Below are 18,909 nucleotides of genomic sequence, written 5' to 3'. Positions count from 1 at the left end.
TGGTCCGGCGTCGGGCGGCTCACGTTCATTGCTTTCGCGAGATGCTTGAAACGGTCGAGCTGACCTGGCCGGGGTCCGAGGTCAGGAACTGCTGGGTTGACTCCCTTTGAGCGTAGTCGGCGATCGGTCCCTGGTGCTCAAGACTGCCGGTGGACTTCACGTACTCGCCGCCGTCGTGATAGCCGATCCCGGCAACGCCGGGCGCCACGGCGGGATTAGGCAGTGTGACCTTGACCGCGCCATTGTCCTGGCTGGCCGAAACTCTTCCGTCCTGTCCCACCGTGAGGTCCCCGAGATCGACTTTGGGGACTGGATCACCCGCGTGCTGCAGTGCAAGGACGTCGATGCGGGCCGGTATCGGCGCGGAGTCCACCGGAGAGCCAAAGGTCACGACGTTCGTCACGTTGAAGCGGTTGGTGAAGGAAGTGTCCGACGCCAGGGCGGCGGCAATCATGCCGCCCTGCGAATGGCCGGACAGCATGACAGGCGCCCCGTCCGGGATCCCTGCGTTTTCCATGGCCAGGCGGACCGCCTGGGACGCCGTGGACAAGTTGCCGCCGGCCAGTTCCAGGTTGCCTGTCAGGTCGGTGGCGTTGGCAGCGCCGTCGGGGTACCAACGCGTGGTTCCCGGGATGCTGACGATGTAGGCGTCCGGTTCCCCGGGCTTGTGGACCGTGGTGATGCGGACGGCCGCGTCGGGTGTTCCAGGTTTGCCTTCGTCGCCGTAGGCGGCATTGGTGGTCTGCAGGATCGCGCTGATGGTCGAGGGCACCGGGGTGTTGAATCGGCCGTCCTTGTCCGTCCCGGCGGGTTCTCCGACCGGGACGGGGAGCGGCTCGCCAGCCACCGGCCGCCCATCGTCGAGGAGATGCGGGTTGTAGGTACCCACGCTCAGCGTGGTGGCGGCCAAGGAGAGGAGTCCGGCCCTGAGCAGGACGCCGTTCGACGCGATTTCGGTGAGCGAGGGGGGCTCGCCGGTGCTCAGCCACCGCATGCCCATGTCTCCGTAGTGCCCGACTTGGTCCAGCACGTTGGCCTGGGCATCCATCAGGTTCCTGACCGGCAGGGGCGCGCCGTCCTGGAGCCAGTTCCAGCCGAAATCGCTCGCGGCTCCCACCGTGCTGAGGATCTTGCCGCCCTGGTTCCAGAGATCCCCTGCCGTGTCGGCAACCCCGCCCGCCAGCCGGTCCAGCCCCAGTCGGTGGAAAAGGGAGCCGCCGGCCCCGGAACGGCCGGCGTTGCCGGAACCGTTGCCGGAACCGCCGCCGGAACCGCCCGACCCGCCGCCATGGTTGCTGGCTTCGAGCTGCTCTTCGACGTTGCGCGCCACCGCGTCCGACGCCGCCTTGAGCGCGTTTCCCGCCCCGATCAGCCGCTGCCGGTGCCCGGCCCATTCGTCCTTGAACCGCTGGCCGTCCTTGCCGGCCCAGGCGGCGGCGGCAATGGCGGGGGTCAGGCTGGCGCTCATCGCCAGCAGCCGTTCGCCGGCCCGGTCCAGTTCTTCGCTGAGCCGGCGTCCGGACTCCACATCCATTCCCTGCAGGCTCATCGTCGCGCCGCCGGACCCGCGGAGCCGGCGAGAAACTCGCGCGACCCGAGCAGCCGCCAGAACAGTTCCCTGGCCACATCCCCCGGCGGAACGTCCACCATCACGAGGGAACGGCCGCCGTCGTCGCCGCTGGTCCGCACCGAATACAGCTTTTCCGCCAGGTGCCAGACATCCGCGGCGCGGAAGGCAGCCGTTGTCCCGGGCTGGGCCGCCACCACGTCCAGGTGCACGGTGCAGCGCGGGGCCAGGACGGCGTCCTTCACGTCGCGCTGCAGCTCGGCGCTGCCAAGGGATTGAAGCTGCTGCGGGCTGATCGGTGTGCGGCCGCCGTCCATGCTGCGGGCGCTTCCTGGGCCGGCCTGGAGCTCCGCAAAGTCCGGAAGAATCCGTCGCACGGCGGACCAGGCGTGCTGTTCCTCGAACAGGGCCACCTCGACGACGTCCTGTATCCCGGTCACGGCCCTCCCCGCGTCCGTGGTCCGGATCCGCCGCCGGTAGGAGACGGCGATTCCGCGCCCGCCAGCCAGGCCCAGGTCGGCGTGCGCGGAGTGCACCCCGGTCCGGGCGACGACAGTGACCCGGATCGGGGCACTGACGGCGATCAGCACGGCCAGCAGCCATTGATCCGGCATCGTGCCGTCCGGGCCGACAATGCCTGCCTCGCGAAGTTCCGCGTCGAGGCGCCGGGTGTCCGCCGGCTCCAGCGAGCCCAGTGCCAGGGCGTTTGCGGACTGCTGGTAGGCGGCAAAGTCGATCTCCGGTTCGGCGGCAAGTGCCCTCAGCGCCCCGTCAACGGCGGCCGCCCAGGCCAGCCCGCTGATCTCAAAAATGTTGAGATCAGGATCCCCAATACTTTGCCGCACGATTCCCCCCAAATAGTTCAGACCGTGCGCTCACCCTACTGGCTAGGCGCGACCGGCGGGATGGGGAGAACTCCCCTGCACGCGCGCATGCTTGCGCACAACGAGCTCCTGCCGGACGCGCTGCGCGACGACCAGTCCCAGTGCCGCCGTGCCAATCGTGATGGGGTACCCCATCAGCCGTTCCAGCGTGCCGGGTTCCGGAACCCGCGTCCCCGTCGCTCCGCCGGCGATGAGCGCGGCCAGGGCGACCGCGCCGCAGGCAAGGATAAACCAGCCCAGCGGTGTCTGTTTACGCCAGAGCCAGCCGACCAGCAGGAGGGCCAGACCGCCGGCGGCGAAGTACATGAGCGCGCCGGCCACGTGCCAGCCGGAGCCGGCGTCTTCCGGCACCAGTCCCACGATCACGGTTCCCGCGCCCGCGGTCAGGCTCAGCGAGCGGGCGGCAAACGCCGCGGTCGACGGCGACGGCCGGCCCGGGGCCACGGCGAGCCTGGTTCCGGCCCGGGCGGCAACACCGATCACGGCCGAGCTGAGCAGCAGCGCCCCGACCATCATGCCGATCCCCTGCACCACGAACGAGGCATTCATCAGCAGGTGAGCCGGCGAGCAAACGTCGCGGCCGGAGAATCCGCCGCAGCCAAGGGCGCCGAGATCGCTGATGTAGCCGGTGCGCCGGCTGTACGGCTCCCGGCCCGCCCAGGCACCGATCACCGCCGCCTCGGCGACGAAATACTGCAGCACGCTCAATTTCGCGAGCGCGCCGAGATAGAACCGGGTGGAGGCCACATCGGGGATGTAGAGGAGCTCCCGGGAAACCGTCGGGGCAGAGGCTGTCATGCCAAGAGCGTAGTACGCGCCCCCACCTTGTATGCTTGTATCCGTGTCCCGACGGGCCGGCCGACGGCCGCCCGTCTGTTCGCCCGCCCTCGTAGCTCAGTGGATAGAGCACGGCTCTCCTAAAGCCGGTGTCGTTGGTTCGATTCCAATCGAGGGCACTTGGACTCCCAGACGCCGGGCGCCGGCCCGGAACTTGACCAGCCCTCTGAGCCGCGCTTTGAACTGCGCGCCTACCTGCTGGGCAGCTGGAGCGTGGACCGCACCATGCTGGACCGGACCACCGGCAGCCGCGGCACCTTTAACGGCGTCGTCCGTTTCACTGAAACCAACGACGGCGGCCTCCGCTTCCGCGAAGAAGGCACCGTGCAGTGGAACCCGGCCGGCGGCGCACCCTTTACCGGCCCGGCCAGCCGCGAGTATCTGCTCAAACCCTCGGCAACACCGGCGACGATGGACATGTTCTTCCCCGACGGCCGGCCCTTTCACCGCATCGGCTTCGGCGGGCAGGAAAACCGGGACCAGCATTGGTGCGATCCGGACACCTACCGGGTTGGCTACACCAAGCTCGGTCCGGATGACTTCCGCTACCGCTGGGATGTCACGGGTCCGGCCAAGGACCTGCTGCTCGACTCCGTGCTGCGCCGGTCGGCTGCGCACGATGTGGCCGGCGTGCCCGTGGCGGCCGGACCGGCAAGCGTGAATCCCCGCATCGTGGTGTCCGCCGTCTGCGTCTTTGACGACGCCGGACGCCTCCTGACCGTCCGCAAGCGCGGGACGGACAAGTTCATGCACCCGGGCGGCAAGCCCGAGGCCGGCGAGACCGCGGCCCAGGCCGCCTCCCGCGAACTCGAGGAGGAAGTGGGAATCATCGTCGCCCCCGGAGACCTGGTGCCCTTCGGCAGCTGGCTGGCGGAGGCCGCGAATGAGGCCGCCACCCAGATCGAGGCCACGGTGTTCACCGCGCCCACCCTCATCAACTCGACAAGCGGCCCGACCGCGCAGCCGTCGGCGGAGATCGCCGAGATCCGCTGGCTGGACCTGTCCGGCGAGTTGCCGGACGACCTGGCACCCCTGCTCACGGACCACGTGCTGCCGCTGCTCGCGGACCAGGCGACCCAGGCGGACCGCCGAAGCTAGAGTTCCGGCACCGCCTCGGCGGCCACCGCGGTGGCCTCGGCGAACTGGGTCCGGTAGAGCTCCGCGTAGCGTCCCTCGGCGGCGAGCAGCTCGTTGTGCGTCCCGCGCTCAACGATCGTGCCGTCCTCGACCACCAGGATGGCGTCGGCGGCGCGGATGGTGGAAAGCCGGTGCGCGATCACGACGGCGGTGCGGCCTTCGAGCGCCGCGCCAAGCGCTTCCTGCACGGCGGCCTCGTTGGTCGAGTCCAGCGCGGCCGTGGCCTCGTCCAGGATCACGACCCTCGGCTGGGCGATGAGCAGGCGGGCGATGGTGAGCCGCTGCCGTTCGCCTCCCGAGAGCCGGTAGCCGCGCTCCCCCACCACGGTGTCCAGCCCGTCAGGCAGGGAGCGGATCATGTCCTCAAGACGGGCCTGGCGCAGCACGTCCCACATCAGCTCCTCGCTGGCGCCCGGGCGGGCCAGGCGCAGGTTGGAGGCGATGCTCTCGTGGAACAGGTGCCCGTCCTGCGTGACCATGCCGAGGGTTTCACGCATCGAATCGAAGGTGAGGTCGCGGACGTCCACGCCGGCGCCGGACCCCGCACCGCCGAAGCGGACTGCACCCGAATCTACGTCATAGAGCCGTGAGAGCAACTGCGCGATGGTGGACTTGCCGGCGCCCGAGGAACCCACCAGGGCCACGGTCTGGCCCGGCTCCACCCGGAAGCTGATCCCGTGCAACACTTCCTCGCCGCCGCGGGTATCCAGCGTGGAGACGTCCTCGAGGGAGGCCAGCGAGACCTTGTCCGCCGAGGGGTAGGAGAAGCGGACGTCGTCGAACTCCACCGAGAGCGGGCCGCGCGGCGATTCCACCGCGTCCGGCTTTTGCTGGATGAGCGGCTTGAGGTCCAGGATCTCGAAGACGCGCTCAAAGCTGACCAGGGCGCTCATGATTTCCACCCGGGCGTTGGAGAGCGCGGTGAGCGGCGCGTAAAGGCGGGTGAGCAGCAGTGCCAGCACGACGACGTCGCCCGCGGCGAGCTGCCCGCCAAGGGCCAGCCAGCCGCCCAGGCCGTAGACCAGCGCGAGGGCCAGGGCCGAAACCAGGGTCAGGGCCGTGACGAAGGTGAACTGGAGCATTGCGGTGCGGACGCCGATGTCCCGGACGCGGCCGGCGCGGAGGGCGAACTCGCGGGATTCCTCGTCCGGCCTGCCGAAGAGCTTCACCAGGGTGGCGCCTGGGGCGGAGAAGCGTTCCGTCATCTGGGTGCCCATGGCGGCGTTGTGCTCGGCCGCCTCGCGGCGCAGCTCGGCCAGCTTGGAGCCCATCCGGCGGGCCGGGATGAGGAAGATCGGCAGCAGGATCATCGCCAGCACGGTGACGAGCCAGGACTTGTTCAGCATCACCACGAGTGTGAGGGCCAGTGCTACCACGTTGCTGACGACGCCGGAGAGCGTGCCGGCGAAGGCAGACTGCGCGCCGATCACGTCATTGTTGAGCCGGCTGACCAGCGCCCCGGTGCGGGTCCGGGTGAAGAACGCGATCGGCATCTTCTGCACGTGGTCGAAGACCTTGGTGCGCAGGTCCACGATCACGCCCTCGCCGATGGTGGAGGACAGCCAGCGCGTCACCAGCCCGAGCCCGGCCTCGGCGACCGCCACGATCGCGATCAGCACGGCCAGCCAGATCACCGTGCCGGCGTCCGCCTTCGCGATGATCGCGTCCACCACCTGGCCGGCGAGCACCGGCGTGGCGACGGCGAGGACCGCCATCACGATGGACAGCAGGACGAAGGCGATCAGCCGGCCGCGGTGTGGCCGGGCAAAGCCGAACACACGCTTGAGGAGTTCCTTGGAGAACGGCTTGGAGCCGCTCGAGGCGCGGGTGATGTTGTAAAGGGAGCTCCAGGCAACCCGGTCCATGCTCATTTGTTGGTGCCTTTCGGGGCGTTCGCGCCCAACAGTTCGGTGACGACGCCGTCGACGACGTTCCAGCGCACGTCCAGGCGCACGTTTTCCAGCAGCCGGCGGTCGTGGGTGACGAGCAGCAGGGCGCCGTCGTAGCTGTCGAGGGCTTCCTCCAGCTGCTCGATCGCGGGAAGATCCAGGTGGTTGGTCGGCTCGTCGAGGACCAGCAGGTTCACTCCGCGGGCCTGCAGGAGCGCCAGCGCGGCCCGGGTCCGTTCGCCGGGTGAGAGCGAGTCAACGGGCCGGGAAGTGTGGTCGGCCTTGAGTCCGAACTTGGCCAGCAGGGTGCGGACCTCCGCCGGGGTTTGGTCCGTCAGCACCGCTTCGACGGCGTCGGCAAGCAAGAGGCGCCCGGCCAGCAGCCCGCGGGCCTGGTCGATTTCCCCGACCGCCACCGAGGCGCCCATGGACGCGTCGCCGGCGTCGGGCCGCTGCACGCCGAGCAGCAGGCGCAGCAGGGTGGACTTGCCCGCACCGTTAGGCCCGGTGATGCCGATCCGCTCGCCGGCGTTGAGCTGCAGGTTCACCGGCCCCAGGGTGAAGTCCCCCTGGTGTACGACGGCGTCCCGCAGGGTCGCGACGACGGCGCTGGAGCGCGGCGCCGCCCCGATGCTGAACTGCAGCTGCCATTCCTTGCGTGGTTCCTCGACTTCCTCGAGCCGGGCGATCCGTGATTCCATCTGGCGGACCTTCTGGCCCTGCTTCTCCGAGGACTCGGTGTTCGCGGCCCGGCGGATCTTGTCATTGTCCGGGCTCTTCTTCATCGCGTTGCGGACGCCCTGGGAGCTCCATTCACGCTGCGTGCGGGCGCGGGAGACCAGGTCTGCCTTGGTGGAGGCGAACTCTTCATAGCGTTCCCGGGCGTGCCGGCGGGCCACGGCGCGTTCCTCCAGGTAGGCCTCGTAGCCGCCGTCGTAAACCGCGACGGAGTTCTGCGCGAGGTCCAATTCCACGATCGTGGCCACGCAGCGGGCCAGGAACTCCCGGTCGTGCGAGACCAGGACGACGCCGCCGCGCAGGCCCTGGACGAAGGCCTCCAGCTTGGCCAGGCCGCCCAGGTCGAGGTCGTTGGTGGGCTCATCGAGGAGCACGATGTCGAAGCGGCTCAGCAGGAGGGCCGCGAGCGCCACCCGGGCGGCCTGCCCGCCGGAGAGCCCGGTCATCGCGGCGTCGGGTCCCACCTCGAGGCCCAGGTCCGCCAGCACCGGCGGAATCCGGTCCTCCAGGTCCGCGGCGCCGGATGCCATCCAGCGGTCGAACGCCGCCGAGTACGCGTCCTCGGAGCCGGGGGCACCGCCCCCCAGCGCCTCCGCGGTGGACTCCATGTCCGCCGTCGCCTGGCCGCAGCCGGTACGCCGGGCGATGTAGCCGGCCACGGTTTCGCCGTCGATCCGTTCATGCTCCTGCGGCAGCCACCCGACGAACGCGTCGGCCGGGGCAAGGCTCACCGTGCCCTCCTGCGGCTGGTCGACGCCGGCGAGCAGCCGCAGCAGCGTGGATTTGCCGGCGCCGTTGGCGCCCACGACGCCGACGACGTCGCCCGGCGCGACGGTGAGGGAGAGTTTGGAGAAGAGCGTCCGGTGGTCGTGACCACCGGAAAGGTCCTTGGCAACAAGGGTTGCAGTCATTCGTCCATTCTCTCATCGAGGCCCAAAACGGACGGTCGCAGGCAGCCGTCCGGGGCCGGAAATTCGCTGAAAATCCGCCGACATCCCGCCGGGCATAGAAGAACCCGCTGGTCCGGACTTGGGGGGTGTACGGACCAGCGGGTTCGAGCATCTAGCATAGTTGAATCGCCGGCGCCGGTAAAATCGCGGCGGCCCCGCCTCCAGAAGTTTCCCAGGGAACAGCGGGAATGTCCGACGAGCCGACCAAGGGAACCCCATCAATGATTTCTGCCTTACAGTGGTCCACCCTGTTCGTGTGCGCACTCGTTGCGCTGTTCCGGACGCCGTCCGCCCTGCGCGGCGAGAATCGCTCGCTATTTGGCGTCTTCGCACTGGCCACCTTCGCCGTGATGCTCAGTATCGAGTCCAACTACACGGTCATTGATGCCTGGCTCGGTTCGCACAACTACGCGAATCTCCTGCTGCGCTTCGTGATTTATGGAACTGTCCTGCTTGCCGGGTACAAAATCGCGCGGGGCTTCGGCCACCCAACCACTGTCCCGCTTCTCCTGGGTCCGGTGGGCCTTTCCGTGCTGGCGGTCATTGCCCTCGCAACGATCGTTCCGTTCCTGATGGCCAATACGGCGGGCACCTCGGTGGGGATGGCGGCAATTCCGGACCAAAGCGAAGATAACAGGCAGCTGATCCGGCTCTACACGGCGGCCGGGCGGCTGTATCCCGCCTACGTTGCAGGGTGCCTCTTGCCAGCCACGGTCGGGGCCATGCGGTCCCGGCTGCCCGGGCTGGTCCGTAGCGGTGCGGCCGTCCTGTCTGTCGGCGCTGCAGCCATGATCCTGCTGGTGTTCGGTGAACTGCTTCCCGGTCCGCTGGTCTTCCTCCAGTACTTCATCAGCTCGACCGCGGTGCTCGGGCTGGTGGCGGGTTTGGCCCTGATTTGGCTGGGAAGGGTGGCCGCGCGTCGCGGCTCGCGAAACTACCCGTCCTTGGCCGACGCGCACCGCGCGCCGGGTCAAGAAAACATTGCGGCTGAAGAATTATGATGATGTGAAGGTCGCGGCACCGGGCTTCTCCGCCGGTGTGGCGGCCCGGCAGCTCAGTCCGCGCACGACCCTGCAGAAAGTCATAGATGGCACTACCCGCCAAAGCGTTTCAACTCTGGCTCCATAGCGTTGCCCCGGCAATGAGCACCGCGGACATTTGTAGGATCTCCGGCCTCAAGCGCACCACTCTGGCGCAGCAACTGGTGCGCGGCAAGGTCGCCGAAACCACCGTGGTGAGCATCAGCCGGGCGCTCGGCCTGAACCCCGCTGAATCGCTCGCCAACTTCAGCACATTCGCGGACCTGACCCGGCTGGCGCAGCCTCCCACCCCCGCCGAGCTTGTCAGCCAGGTCGCCACCATGGACCTGTTGCAGGCCGTCATCACCCGTTCTGCCGCGGATCCCAAAGACGGCTCCGGGACGCTCCGCGCGCTCAGCCCGGCCCCGCACGCCACCTCGGTGCGGAACTGGGTGGACGCCATTGACGACGGCGAACTCCGCCACCGCGTTTCCGCCGCCACCGGCGTCGCCCCGCAGAACTATTCGGCCCAGCTGACCGCCAACCGACTCTCGCCGGAACTTGCCGTGGCAACCTCGCGCGCCGGAGGCGTGGGCTTGACCGGCGGCCTCGTCGCGACCGGGCTGATTACCGAGGCTGAAGCCGGCTGGCCCGTGGATGCCCGGCAGTCCGCACTGGATGCCCTCTCTGACGGCGAGCTTGTTGCCCTGGCCGGGGAGCGGCTCCAAGCCCTGGGCAAGACGCTGCGCCGCCAGGAGCAGGAGCAGGCGCAAACGGAAAAGATTTGGGAGAACCTCGGATGATCGTCACGGCCCTGCAATGGAGCACCTTCGCAGTCTGCACCCTCGTCGCGCTTGCCCGGATACCCAGCGCCCGGCGGGGTGAAAACCGGCCCGTCTTCTACGTGCTGGTGCTCTTGATGGCGGCCATCCTGCTGAGCATCGAGGAACCGTATGACGCCATTGACGGCTTCCTGGGCGGCGTCAATGTAGCGAATGTGGTGCTGCGGTTCGTTGGCTTTGCCGCGGTATTCTTCCTGGGCCTCCAGATCGCGAAAGGCTTCAGCGCCGAGGACGCCCGGCGCTTCCTAACGGGTCCGGTGGGCATCGGCATGGGGGTGCTGTCCTCCGCCGTGGTCATCGTTCTTTTCCTGATGATGGACACGGCCGGGTCATCCGCCGGGCTCGTCGAGGTCGCCGCAAAGAGCGGCCGCAACCGCGTACTCGTGGAGTACTACGGGGCCGCCGGCCGGCTTTATCCGGCCTTTGTCCTGCTGGCACTGCTTCCCGCGATGATCCGGACGGCCGGCAGCCGGCTCCCGCTGATCATCCGCGGCAGCGCCGTTTCCCTGGCCGTCGGCTCTGTGGCAATGGCCTTGACGCTGGGCTTCCCGCTCATTCCGCCCGGACTGGGTTGCTGGAGATTTGTCATCAACTACACCGGCATTCTTTTCCTGGTGCTCGGGCTCGTCCTGATCTGGGTGGGGCGGATGGCTGCGAAGCGGAGGCCGCGGTCGCAGCCCGCCGGAACGTCCGAATGATGCAGCTCCTGCGGACGACGCCGCGATAGATTCAACATAGTAGGTGAGGTACCCCGAAGGCCCGCGGTGTCAGCGGCGGCCACGGCGGCGCAGAGTCAGCAGGAGGTGGACATGCTCGAATGGGGCACGCTGATCATCTGCGGCATAGCCCTGCTGCTACGTCTGCCGGATGCCCTCCGCGGCAGGAGCAGGGCAGTTTTCGGGATCCTGTTCCTCGCCACGCTGTGCAGCCTGCTCAGCATCCATGGACCCTACGCGGCCATCGACCGGGCGCTGGGAAGTTGGAATCTGACCAATTTGATCTTGCGCTTCATCGTCTTCGGAATGGTCTTCCTAGTGGGGTCGCGGCTGGCCAGGGGACTCGGCGCCACCCGTGCGCACGGCTTGATCACGGGCCGTGCGGGACGCTGGGGGCTGGCAGCCGCTTGCCTGGCGGTGACGGTGGCGTTCCTGCTGATGGATACGCGCGGTTCGTCGACTGGGCTTCAGGATGTGGCGGACAACGCCCGGAACGCCGTCCTCGCCCCGCTCTATGCGGCAGCCGGCCGCAGCTACCCGGCGTTCGTTTCGCTGCTCCTGCTCCCTGCACTGCTGGCAGTTATCAAGGCAACCCTGCCACGGCTGGTGCGGACCGGCGCCGCCTTGACCATGGTGGGAGCCGTCGCGGCCATTGCGAGCGTCCCCGTGTCCTTTGCCCCGGAGTCGTGGGATTTGCCCCGGTTGTTCGTCAACTACCTAGCGGTGCTCGGATACGTCTTGGGACTCCTCGCCTTCTGGCTCTCCGGGCAAAGCGGCCGGCCGCCACGTAACACTCCGGCAACGTTTCCAAAGTAGTAAGCCAGGGGATTCACAAAATCATTAGAGCGTGAGAGAATCATGAATGTGTGAAAACGCCAGCCGGCTTTCGTGAATGGGGATTCAGTCTTACGGATCCCGGCGGAGCGTCCAAGCGCCATTGGGGGGATGAGTGGTAGCGGTCCGCAAGGACCGCTCCCACTCAGCCTGTTTAACGGGCCTTGAGCTTCGGCTGGCCGCTTGATCCCCGAAAAAGAAGGCTCAGCGCTGGAATCTTAGGGTCAGCAACTGGAACGGCCGCAGTGCCAGCTCCGCGGCACCGTCCCGAATCGTTACGCCTGGTGCGTCCGCGGGACGCTCCAGGAGGTCCACGGTCCACACCCCCGTGGCGGCGAAATTGGCTGAGACCGTGCCGGCGGAGCGCTCCCCCAGTGACTCGTACAGGCGGACGATCACGTCGCCGGAGCCGTCCTCCGCCAGTTTGACCGCCTCGATCACGAGGCCGGGATTGGAGACCGTGAACAGCGGCTCCGCACCGCGGGCTCCTCTGACCACGCGCGGGGTGAGGTTGGTGCGGTAACCCTCCTGGACAGCGTCGGCGATGCTGGCGCCGGGCCGCACGGTGACCGTCAGTTCATGCCAGCCGCGGTCCGCGTTCGGGTCCGGGAACTTGGGTGCCCGCAACAGCGAAACCCGGACGATGGTGGTGGTGCCGCCGTCGTCCGCGCGGATCCTTCGGGTGACGTCGTGACCGTAGCTGGAGTCGTTCGAGACCGCGACGCCGTACCCGGACTCGGCCACGTGGATCCACCGGTGCGCGCAGATCTCGAACTTGGCGGCCTCCCACGAGGTGTTGAGGTGGGTGGGCCGGAACACATGGCCGAACTGCGTCTCCGAGGCGGAACGGTCGGCCCGGACGTCGAAGGCGAAGCCGAGCTTGAGCAGCTTCTCGCGTTCCTGCCAGTCCACCCCGGTCGAGATCGCCAGCGACGCCGCGCCCGGCTCCAGCCGGATCCGTTGGGTCACGACGGAGGTTCCGGCCAGCCGCTCCACCACGACGACGGCGGCCCCGCCGTCGCGTTCCAGCGTCACGGAACGGGCCTCGGTCAGCGGGGTGACGTTGCGGCGGTAGAACGCGTCGATGTCCCAGGCGTCCCATTCGTTCGGGGTGTCCCGGTGCAGCTCGAGCAGGTTGCCGAACTCCCCCGGCGCGATCGCTTCACGGCTGCTGCCGTGGTCCCGCAGCGAGACCAGGAGTCCGTCGGCGTTCACCACGGCGCGGATGATCCCGTTGTCCAGCACGTAGCCGCCGTCGGCGTCCGTGGACTGCACGGGTGCGGCCGCGCGGACGGGCTTGGCGGCGGCGAGCGCCGGGACACCGCGGCGGGGGTGCGGGGCGGCGTTGAGCAGGAACTCCTGCTCGCCCTCCCCGAGCACGGCCGCGGCGGCGCTGGCGATGATCGCCTCCAGCTCGCGGGCGACGGCGGCGTAGTTCCGTTCCGCGTCCTGGTGCACCCAGGCGATCGAACTGCCGGGCAGGATGTCGTGGAACTGCTGCAGCAGCACCAGCCGCCAGAGCCGCTTGAGCTCGGCCGCCGGGTACGGGGCGCCGGTTCGGACCGCCGCGGTGGCGCACCAGAGCTCCGCCTCCCGGAGGAGGTGCTCGCTGCGCCGGTTGCCCCGTTTGGTGTTGGCCTGGCTGGTGTACGTGCCGCGGTGGAGTTCCAGGTACATCTCGCCCACCCAGACCGGGAGGCCCTGGTATTCCTGCTCGGCGCTGGCGAAGAGCTCCGCGGCCGAGCCCAGCCGCACCTTCGGCGATCCTTCCAAGTCAGCGTTGCGCCGCGCCGCCGCCAGCATCTCCCGGGTGGGTCCGCCGCCGCCGTCGCCGTAGCCGAACGGGAGCAGGGACATGGTGCCGCGGCCATGGTCGCGGTAGTTGCGCTCGGCGTGCGCCAGCTCCCGGGCGCTGATTTCGGAGCTGTAGGTGTCCACCGGCGGGAAGTGCGTGAAGAGCCGGGTGCCGTCGATCCCTTCCCAGTGGAAGGTATGGTGCGGCATCCGGTTGACCTGATTCCAGGAAATCTTCTGGGTCAGGAACCAGCGGCTGCCGGCGGCCTTGACGATCTGCGGCAGCGCGGCGGAGTAGCCGAAGGTGTCCGGCAGCCAGGCTTCCTGGCATTCGACGCCGAACTCGGCCAGGAAGAAGCTCTTGCCCTCCAGGAACTGGCGCGCCATGGCTTCGCCGCCGGGCATGTTGCTGTCCGATTCGACCCACATGCCACCCACCGGGACGAACTGGCCGGTTTTGACCTTTTCCCGGATGCGCCCGAACAGCTCCGGGTAGTACTCCTTGATCCAGGCCAGTTGCTGCGCCGAGGAGCAGGAAAAAACGAACGCCGGGTCCTCGTCCATCAGCGCCACGACGTTGGAGAACGTCCGCGCGCACTTCCGGATGGTTTCCCGGACGGGCCACAGCCACGCGGAGTCGATGTGCGCGTGGCCGGTGGCGACGAGCTGGTGGGCCGAGGCGTAGGCCGGCCGGGCGAGCACTTCGGCGAGCGCCGCACGGCCGGCAGCGGCGGTCCCGGGGACATCGTCCGGGTCCATGACGTCCAGCATCCGTTCCAGCGCCCGGAGGATCTCATGCCGTCGGGGCAGCTCCATCGGGAGTTCATGCATGAGCCCGCTCAGCGTGGCGATGTCCTGGTGCAGTTCCCAGACGGCCTGGTTGAGCTCGGCGATGACGATCGGACCCAGCCGGTACTGCGGCTCGGTGCCGGCGGTCGCCTTATCGCCGTATGGAGTTGCTGCGAAGGTCCAGCCCTGCGACAGGTCGGGGTTCGCAGCGGCTTCGACGAAGAAGTCCACGGACATGCCGCTGCCCAGCAGCTTAAGGGGGATGTACTGGTTCCGCGGGGAGATGGCCTTGATCACCGATCCGTCGGCCCGCCAGGCCGTGCCCTCGCACTGGAATCCGGGTAGATCACCGCTGAAGCCCAGGTCCACCAGGATTTCGACGGCGGTGTCCGCGCTGCTGCCCCAGGAGTCGGGGACCTCGCCCTGGAGGCGCAGCCACTTGGTGCTCCATGGCTGCCCCCACGCCGCGCCTTGATCCTGCGGGATGAACTTCTGCCGCAGCGCGTCCTGCACCGGGACCGGTTCCCCGGGGACGTCCCAGCTGCTCAGCGCGAGCGGGACGCGGCGCGGGTACACGGCGGGGATGATGCGTTCGCGCAGAAAGCGGTCCAGCCGGACTTCCGTGAGACGGCGGTCGTCGTGCAATGTGATCCTCTTAGCGCTGGTGCCGGTGTTGCGAAGTCGTGGTCGACCCTTGTGTCCAGTCGATGGATAAAATCTACGTCGGCCGCCGCGGTTAAGCCAACGTGGGTTATGCGAGCGCGCCGCTGGCCGACGACTGCCGCATGGACACGCGTTCGTGGCCGGCGTAGACGTTCAAGGTGGTGCCCCGGCTGAACCCGGCCAGGGTCATCCCGCTGGCCTCGGCGAGTTCCACGGCCAGGCTGGAGGGCGCGCTGACGGCGGCCAGCACCGGGATCCCGGCCAGCGAGGCTTTCTGCACCAGTTCGAAGGATGCCCGGCCGGAAACCTGGAGCACTGTCCCGCTCAAGGGCAGCAGGCCTTCGCGCAGCGCCCAGCCCACCACCTTGTCCACCGCGTTGTGCCGGCCCACATCCTCGCGCAGGCAGAGCAGCTCGGCCGAGCCGTCGTCGGAAATCCGGAAGAGTCCCGCCGCGTGCACGCCGCCGGTGACGTCGAAAACGGCCTGCGCCTCCCGGAGCCGGTCCGGCAGCGAGGCGAGGGTCTCGACCGGCACGGTCAGCGGGTCCGCGGCGGGGCTGAAGTGCGAGGACTTGCGCACGGCGTCGATTGAGTCGGTGCCGCAGATCCCGCAGGAGCTGGAGGTGAAGAAGTTGCGCCCCGTGTCGGGCCGGACGACGTCGGGGCGCAGCTGCGCTTCGACGACGTTGAAGGTCTGGACCCCGTCCTCGTCCTCGCCGGCGCAGAAGCGCAGCGAGACGAGTTGATCCGGCGACCAGATGACGCCCTCCGAGACCAGGAACCCGGCGACAAGGTCGAAGTCGTTGCCCGGGGTCCGCATCGTGACGGAGAAGGACAGATTGCCCAACCGGATCTCAAGCGGCTCCTCGACCGCCAGCACGTCTTCCCGGTGCCGGACCGGGAACTCGAGCGCCTGGGGCGAGCCGTCCAGGACAAATTTGTGCACCTTGCGGCGCTGTGTCACGCGGCCCATCGGATACTCCTCATCAGCGTTAAGTACGGGTTCGGCCGCCTGCTGCGGCGGCTCGCCCCTGAATCCATCATGAACTCTGCCCGGGTGTCAGCCAAGCAGCCCGCTCCAGTCAACCGGTCCCTCCGGTGCCGGCTTCCTGGCGGTGCGCTTGGTGGCCGGTTTGGCGGCAGCCTTCGCGGCGGCCGGCTCCGGAAGGGCGGCTCCCCAGGGCAGGGCAAACGCCGGCACGGGCTCCCCCAGCTGCACGCCGTGCGGCGGGACCACCATGATGCCGTCGGCCGCCGCCAGTCCCCGCATCATGCCCGGACCGGTGTGCTGCGCCGGCGATGCCATCCCGTACAGCATGCGGAACGGCATCAGTCTGGTCCGGCCGGGGTCGGGCTCGATCATGGTCCCGCACGGCACCTCGGTCACCGGCGGCGGCGTCCCGTGGCCTAGCGCGGCCAGCAGCGGGGCGCCGATGGTGGACAGCGCCATCATGGCGGCGAGCGGGTTCCCGGGGAGCCCGATGACGAAGCGTCCGTCCGGCAGTTCGGCCAGCACCGCGGGGTGGCCCGGGCGCATGGCGATGCCATCGATCAGCAGCCTGCCGCCCAATTCCGCGACCGTGCGCCTGAGATGGTCGGTGCCGGAGCCGCCGGTGCCGCCGGTGGTAATGACGACGTCGGCCGGGAGTGTCTCGCCGGCCGGCTCCGCGCCGCTGACAGGATCGTGACCTGTGCCGGGGTCGTCGGTGTCTTCGAGCGCGGCAAGCCATTCGGCGTCGCTGTCCCCGATCTTGACCTCCCCCGCGCAGATTCCGCCGAGCATTTCCACGACGGCGGCGAGCTGCGGCCCGAACGTGTCCCGCACCTCCCCTGGCGCGGGGACGCCGGTGCTGACGACTTCGGCGCCGGTGAGTACCAGTCGCACCATGGCCTTGCCGAGCACCGGCAGGGCGTCGTGACCGGCCAGGGCGGCCAGGGCCAGATGCGCGGGGTTGAGCACGGTGCCTGCCTTAATCAGCAGCTCTCCGGCGGCCGCTTCCTCCGCGGCCTTGCGGATGTGTTCGCCGTTGCGCGGTTCCCCGGGCTTGGCGCCGCCGGCCAGTTTCAGGACCGGCAGCCCGTCCTCGTCCGGGGCGATGACGCCGCTCTCGCTGCGGAGCACGGCTTTCGCGCCCGGCGGGATCAGTCCGCCGGTGTTGATCGGGCTCGCCTGGTGCGGGGCCAGTCGCTGGCCCGGCTCGGCGAGGATCCAGGGGCCGCTACCGTTGACCGCCCAGCCGTCCATCGCGGAGGAGGCATAGTGGGGCATGTCATGCAGTGCTGTCAGGTCCTCGGCCAGTGTCCGGCCCAGGGCATGCCGAAGCGGTATGGGCGAGGACGGGATGGGCGCGGCGCAGTCGAAGGCGAGTTGCCGGGCTTCCTGCCAGCTGTGGGCGAGATGCCGGTGCGGCGCCTCTGCGACGGCCTCCGCGGCGGCGTCGTCGTTGTGGGCGTCATTGCCGACGGAGGTGTCGGCATCCGGTCGCGTTGCGGACGGTTCGGACACGGAATCGTCGTCGTCGGCTCCGCTGCTGCCGTGAGGGGGTTCCGGGGTCATGCCCCGGAAGCCTCGGCGGCGGCGTACTCCTTGGCGAGCTTCCGGGCCACGCCCATGGCGGCCTGCATTGACACGCTGTCCGGCGCCTGGCCGGACCCGGACGCCAGGCCGGCGGCGAAGCCGGCGATGAAGGTGGTCAGCGGCGCGGCCGGCCGGACGACGGAGTGGGCGGCCACACCGGCCAGTCCCAGCACTTCGTTGATGTCGATCTCGACATCTTCGAGCTCAAGGGCCTGGAGCAGCGCACGGCACCAGTCTTCAAGCGTTTCATCCTGGCTCTTCACCGTTTGCCTCCAAAGTTGAGTTGGGCCCCAGCGCCCCGGACGGGCCCCGACCGGGCGTGGACACCCCCATGGCGGAGGCATCGTCCCAGGTGTCCACATCGTCGGTGGAACCCGGCGGAACCGGAACCTTCCGCAGCTCAAGACTAGCAAGGAGGGAGAAGACCGAGCCCCCCTCGAGGGCGTTCCGCCGCGCCGCGTCGGCGACGGCGCCTTCTAGCGCGACCGTGCCATAAAGTCCCACGAGGGGTTGCATACGGCCGTCCGCCGAGACGGCGACGAGCCCGTCGACGGGGCTGGCAGCGGCGCCACCCGGGGCATTGGCGGGGACATCAGCCAGTGCGTCGAGCAAGGCGCGGACGGCGTCGGCCACGCGGGGCATGTCGCAGGCCAGCACGAGGGTCAGAGGCGCCGCGCCGGCTCCGGCCGGCTCCCCGCGCCCAACGGCGGCAAGCGCGGAAAGGCCGGCGGCGATCGCGGCGGCGGGTCCGCCAAACGGCGGGTCCTCGCGGCAGTCGAGCACATCCGATGGGAGGTCACCGGGGTCAGGACCGACGACGACGGTCCGGCGGGCGCCCCGGGCAGCCTGCAGCGACCGACTTAGCAGGGTGCCGCCGTCGACCGTCAGCAGGGCCTTGGGTACGCCGCCAAGCCTGGCGGACCGGCCCCCGGCGAGTACGACAGCGTCAAATTCCACCAGTCCAGCCTAGCCGCTTCGGCCTCACCGGGCCGGTATCAGCCCGCTGTGCCCAGTGCGCCTTCTCAGTGCGCCTTTTCGGGGAGCAGGAACGGATCCCAGGCGGGTGTCGGCTTCTCCAGTTCCTTGATCTGCCAGATCGCGCCCTTCGGCGGCCCGGGAACGAAGCCCAGCTTCCAGCCCATTTCGGCCGGCGTGTGGTCCCCTTTGGCGTTGTTGCAGCGCAGGCAGGCCGCCACCAGGTTCTCCCACGAATCCGCACCGCCCCGCGACTTGGGGTGGACATGGTCGATGGTATGGGCAGCCTTGCCGCAGTAGGCGCAACGGTGGTTGTCCCTGCGGAGCACTCCCCTGCGGCTCACTGCCGTCAGGGTGTTGTAGCGCGGCCTGATGTACCGGTTCAGCAGGATCACCGTCGGTCGGCCGAGGATATCCTGCGGACCCACCACGGGGTCGTCCCCCTCGGCCACCACGCTGGCCTTCCCGGTCAGTACAAGCACCAGCGCCCGGCGGAAGGTGACTACCGCCAGCGGTTCATATCCAGCATTCAGAACGAGAGTGCGCATCCGCATACCTCTTCACGGCCGCACCCGCCAGGGGCACGAGGGCCGGCTGCCCTGTGCATGGTCGGGCTATGGATCGACACCACAAGAGTAAACACCGAAGGCCCGGATTGCCGAATTTTTCTTTACCCGGGCTTCCGGGTCGCGCCTCG

16 protein-coding genes, 1 tRNA gene and 1 pseudogene are annotated in these 18,909 nt (G+C 68.9%); 7 read left to right on the top strand and 11 right to left on the bottom strand.

The genetic code is table 11. The annotated features are described in order from the left end of the window. Positions 1–25 precede the first annotated feature (25 nt). Genes HNO80_RS06615 through HNO80_RS06605 form a run of 3 tightly spaced genes read right to left on the bottom strand, consistent with a single transcriptional unit; the run spans position 26 to position 3,249 of the window. Positions 26–1,549, bottom strand: a complete 1,524-nt coding sequence (locus HNO80_RS06615) for a lipase family protein (protein WP_175322042.1) — start codon at positions 1,547–1,549, stop codon at positions 26–28. After that, a complete protein-coding gene (locus HNO80_RS06610) occupies positions 1,546–2,412 on the bottom strand; it encodes a hypothetical protein (RefSeq protein WP_175322041.1) in 867 nt (288 codons plus the stop codon). The genes HNO80_RS06615 and HNO80_RS06610 overlap by 4 nt, the downstream gene beginning before the upstream one ends. A gap of 42 nt (positions 2,413–2,454) precedes the next feature. Beyond that, entirely contained in the window at positions 2,455–3,249 is a 795-nt protein-coding gene (locus HNO80_RS06605; RefSeq protein WP_175322040.1) for a DUF998 domain-containing protein, read from the bottom strand. A gap of 85 nt (positions 3,250–3,334) precedes the next feature. On the opposite strand from HNO80_RS06605, the gene HNO80_RS06600 reads away from it, so the two are divergent. The 3 genes and pseudogenes from HNO80_RS06600 to HNO80_RS06590 all read left to right on the top strand — a co-directional run bounded on the left by HNO80_RS06600 (position 3,335) and on the right by HNO80_RS06590 (position 4,386). Then, a tRNA-Arg gene (locus HNO80_RS06600) sits at positions 3,335–3,407 on the top strand. Position 3,408: 1 nt separating this feature from the next. Continuing rightward, positions 3,409–3,882, top strand: a pseudogene (locus tag HNO80_RS06595) (DUF6314 family protein); the annotation flags it as partial. A gap of 63 nt (positions 3,883–3,945) precedes the next feature. After that, positions 3,946–4,386 carry an NUDIX hydrolase gene (locus tag HNO80_RS06590; RefSeq protein WP_175322111.1) on the top strand — a complete coding sequence of 147 codons (441 nt, stop codon included), beginning with the start codon at positions 3,946–3,948 and terminating at the stop codon, positions 4,384–4,386. On the opposite strand, the gene HNO80_RS06585 is transcribed toward HNO80_RS06590, so the two are convergent. Next, positions 4,383–6,296 (bottom strand): ABC transporter ATP-binding protein, encoded by a 1,914-nt coding sequence (locus HNO80_RS06585; RefSeq protein ID WP_175322039.1) that lies wholly within the window; start codon positions 6,294–6,296, stop codon positions 4,383–4,385. The two genes, HNO80_RS06590 and HNO80_RS06585, sit on opposite strands and share 4 nt — an antisense overlap. After that, positions 6,293–7,963: an ABC-F family ATP-binding cassette domain-containing protein gene (locus HNO80_RS06580; RefSeq protein WP_175322038.1), complete on the bottom strand. Its 1,671-nt coding sequence runs from the start codon at positions 7,961–7,963 to the stop codon at positions 6,293–6,295. The genes HNO80_RS06585 and HNO80_RS06580 overlap by 4 nt, the downstream gene beginning before the upstream one ends. A 227-nt stretch (positions 7,964–8,190) precedes the next feature. On the opposite strand from HNO80_RS06580, the gene HNO80_RS06575 reads away from it, so the two are divergent. The 4 genes from HNO80_RS06575 (at position 8,191) to HNO80_RS06560 (ending at position 11,395) form a co-directional block, all read left to right on the top strand. Then, positions 8,191–9,003, top strand: coding sequence for a hypothetical protein (locus HNO80_RS06575; RefSeq protein ID WP_175322037.1), 813 nt, complete (start codon positions 8,191–8,193; stop codon positions 9,001–9,003). 86 nt (positions 9,004–9,089) lie between these two features. Then, positions 9,090–9,824: a hypothetical protein gene (locus HNO80_RS06570; RefSeq protein ID WP_175322036.1), complete on the top strand. Its 735-nt coding sequence runs from the start codon at positions 9,090–9,092 to the stop codon at positions 9,822–9,824. Next, positions 9,821–10,561: a hypothetical protein gene (locus tag HNO80_RS06565; protein WP_217500669.1), complete on the top strand. Its 741-nt coding sequence runs from the start codon at positions 9,821–9,823 to the stop codon at positions 10,559–10,561. Before HNO80_RS06570 ends, HNO80_RS06565 begins: the two co-directional genes overlap by 4 nt. Positions 10,562–10,672: 111 nt before the next feature. After that, positions 10,673–11,395: a hypothetical protein gene (locus HNO80_RS06560; RefSeq protein ID WP_175322035.1), complete on the top strand. Its 723-nt coding sequence runs from the start codon at positions 10,673–10,675 to the stop codon at positions 11,393–11,395. 222 nt (positions 11,396–11,617) lie between these two features. Here the strand turns inward: HNO80_RS06560 and HNO80_RS06555 are convergent, their stop codons facing one another. From HNO80_RS06555 to HNO80_RS06535, 6 genes are all read right to left on the bottom strand, one after another. Beyond that, positions 11,618–14,641 carry an alpha-mannosidase gene (locus tag HNO80_RS06555; protein ID WP_175322034.1) on the bottom strand — a complete coding sequence of 1,008 codons (3,024 nt, stop codon included), beginning with the start codon at positions 14,639–14,641 and terminating at the stop codon, positions 11,618–11,620. Between the two features lie 106 nt (positions 14,642–14,747). After that, on the bottom strand, positions 14,748–15,632 hold the full coding sequence (gene fdhD, locus HNO80_RS06550) for a formate dehydrogenase accessory sulfurtransferase FdhD (protein ID WP_175322033.1): 885 nt from the start codon (positions 15,630–15,632) through the stop codon (positions 14,748–14,750). A gap of 87 nt (positions 15,633–15,719) precedes the next feature. Continuing rightward, on the bottom strand, positions 15,720–17,216 hold the full coding sequence (locus HNO80_RS06545; protein WP_175322032.1) for a molybdopterin-binding protein: 1,497 nt from the start codon (positions 17,214–17,216) through the stop codon (positions 15,720–15,722). After that, a complete protein-coding gene (locus tag HNO80_RS17775; RefSeq protein WP_349627252.1) occupies positions 17,213–17,500 on the bottom strand; it encodes a DUF6457 domain-containing protein in 288 nt (95 codons plus the stop codon). Before HNO80_RS17775 ends, HNO80_RS06545 begins: the two co-directional genes overlap by 4 nt. Continuing rightward, positions 17,484–18,194 (bottom strand): molybdenum cofactor guanylyltransferase, encoded by a 711-nt coding sequence (gene mobA / locus HNO80_RS06540; protein WP_349627251.1) that lies wholly within the window; start codon positions 18,192–18,194, stop codon positions 17,484–17,486. Before mobA ends, HNO80_RS17775 begins: the two co-directional genes overlap by 17 nt. Positions 18,195–18,259: 65 nt before the next feature. Then, on the bottom strand, positions 18,260–18,760 hold the full coding sequence (locus HNO80_RS06535; protein WP_175322031.1) for an HNH endonuclease: 501 nt from the start codon (positions 18,758–18,760) through the stop codon (positions 18,260–18,262). Between the last annotated feature and the right edge of the window lie 149 nt (positions 18,761–18,909).

Origin of the sequence: Arthrobacter sp. C9C5 (assembly GCF_013359735.1) — a bacterium.
Classification (GTDB): Bacteria; Actinomycetota; Actinomycetes; order Actinomycetales; family Micrococcaceae; genus Arthrobacter.
This window is presented reverse-complemented; position numbering and strand designations above follow the sequence as displayed.

What these genes read in the sequence shown, in the direction of transcription:
- HNO80_RS06575 (WP_175322037.1), top strand. Translation starts at nt 8,191, where the DNA reads ATGTCCGACGAGCCGACCAAGGGAACCCCATCAATGATTTCTGCCTTA.
- HNO80_RS06545 (WP_175322032.1), bottom strand. Translation starts at nt 17,216, where the DNA reads ATGACCCCGGAACCCCCTCACGGCAGCAGCGGAGCCGACGACGACGAT.
- HNO80_RS06580 (WP_175322038.1), bottom strand. Translation starts at nt 7,963, where the DNA reads ATGACTGCAACCCTTGTTGCCAAGGACCTTTCCGGTGGTCACGACCAC.
- HNO80_RS06585 (WP_175322039.1), bottom strand. Translation starts at nt 6,296, where the DNA reads ATGAGCATGGACCGGGTTGCCTGGAGCTCCCTTTACAACATCACCCGC.
- HNO80_RS06560 (WP_175322035.1), top strand. Translation starts at nt 10,673, where the DNA reads ATGCTCGAATGGGGCACGCTGATCATCTGCGGCATAGCCCTGCTGCTA.
- HNO80_RS06565 (WP_217500669.1), top strand. Translation starts at nt 9,821, where the DNA reads ATGATCGTCACGGCCCTGCAATGGAGCACCTTCGCAGTCTGCACCCTC.
- fdhD (WP_175322033.1), bottom strand. Translation starts at nt 15,632, where the DNA reads ATGGGCCGCGTGACACAGCGCCGCAAGGTGCACAAATTTGTCCTGGAC.
- HNO80_RS06570 (WP_175322036.1), top strand. Translation starts at nt 9,090, where the DNA reads ATGGCACTACCCGCCAAAGCGTTTCAACTCTGGCTCCATAGCGTTGCC.
- HNO80_RS06615 (WP_175322042.1), bottom strand. Translation starts at nt 1,549, where the DNA reads ATGAGCCTGCAGGGAATGGATGTGGAGTCCGGACGCCGGCTCAGCGAA.
- HNO80_RS06605 (WP_175322040.1), bottom strand. Translation starts at nt 3,249, where the DNA reads ATGACAGCCTCTGCCCCGACGGTTTCCCGGGAGCTCCTCTACATCCCC.
- HNO80_RS06535 (WP_175322031.1), bottom strand. Translation starts at nt 18,760, where the DNA reads ATGCGCACTCTCGTTCTGAATGCTGGATATGAACCGCTGGCGGTAGTC.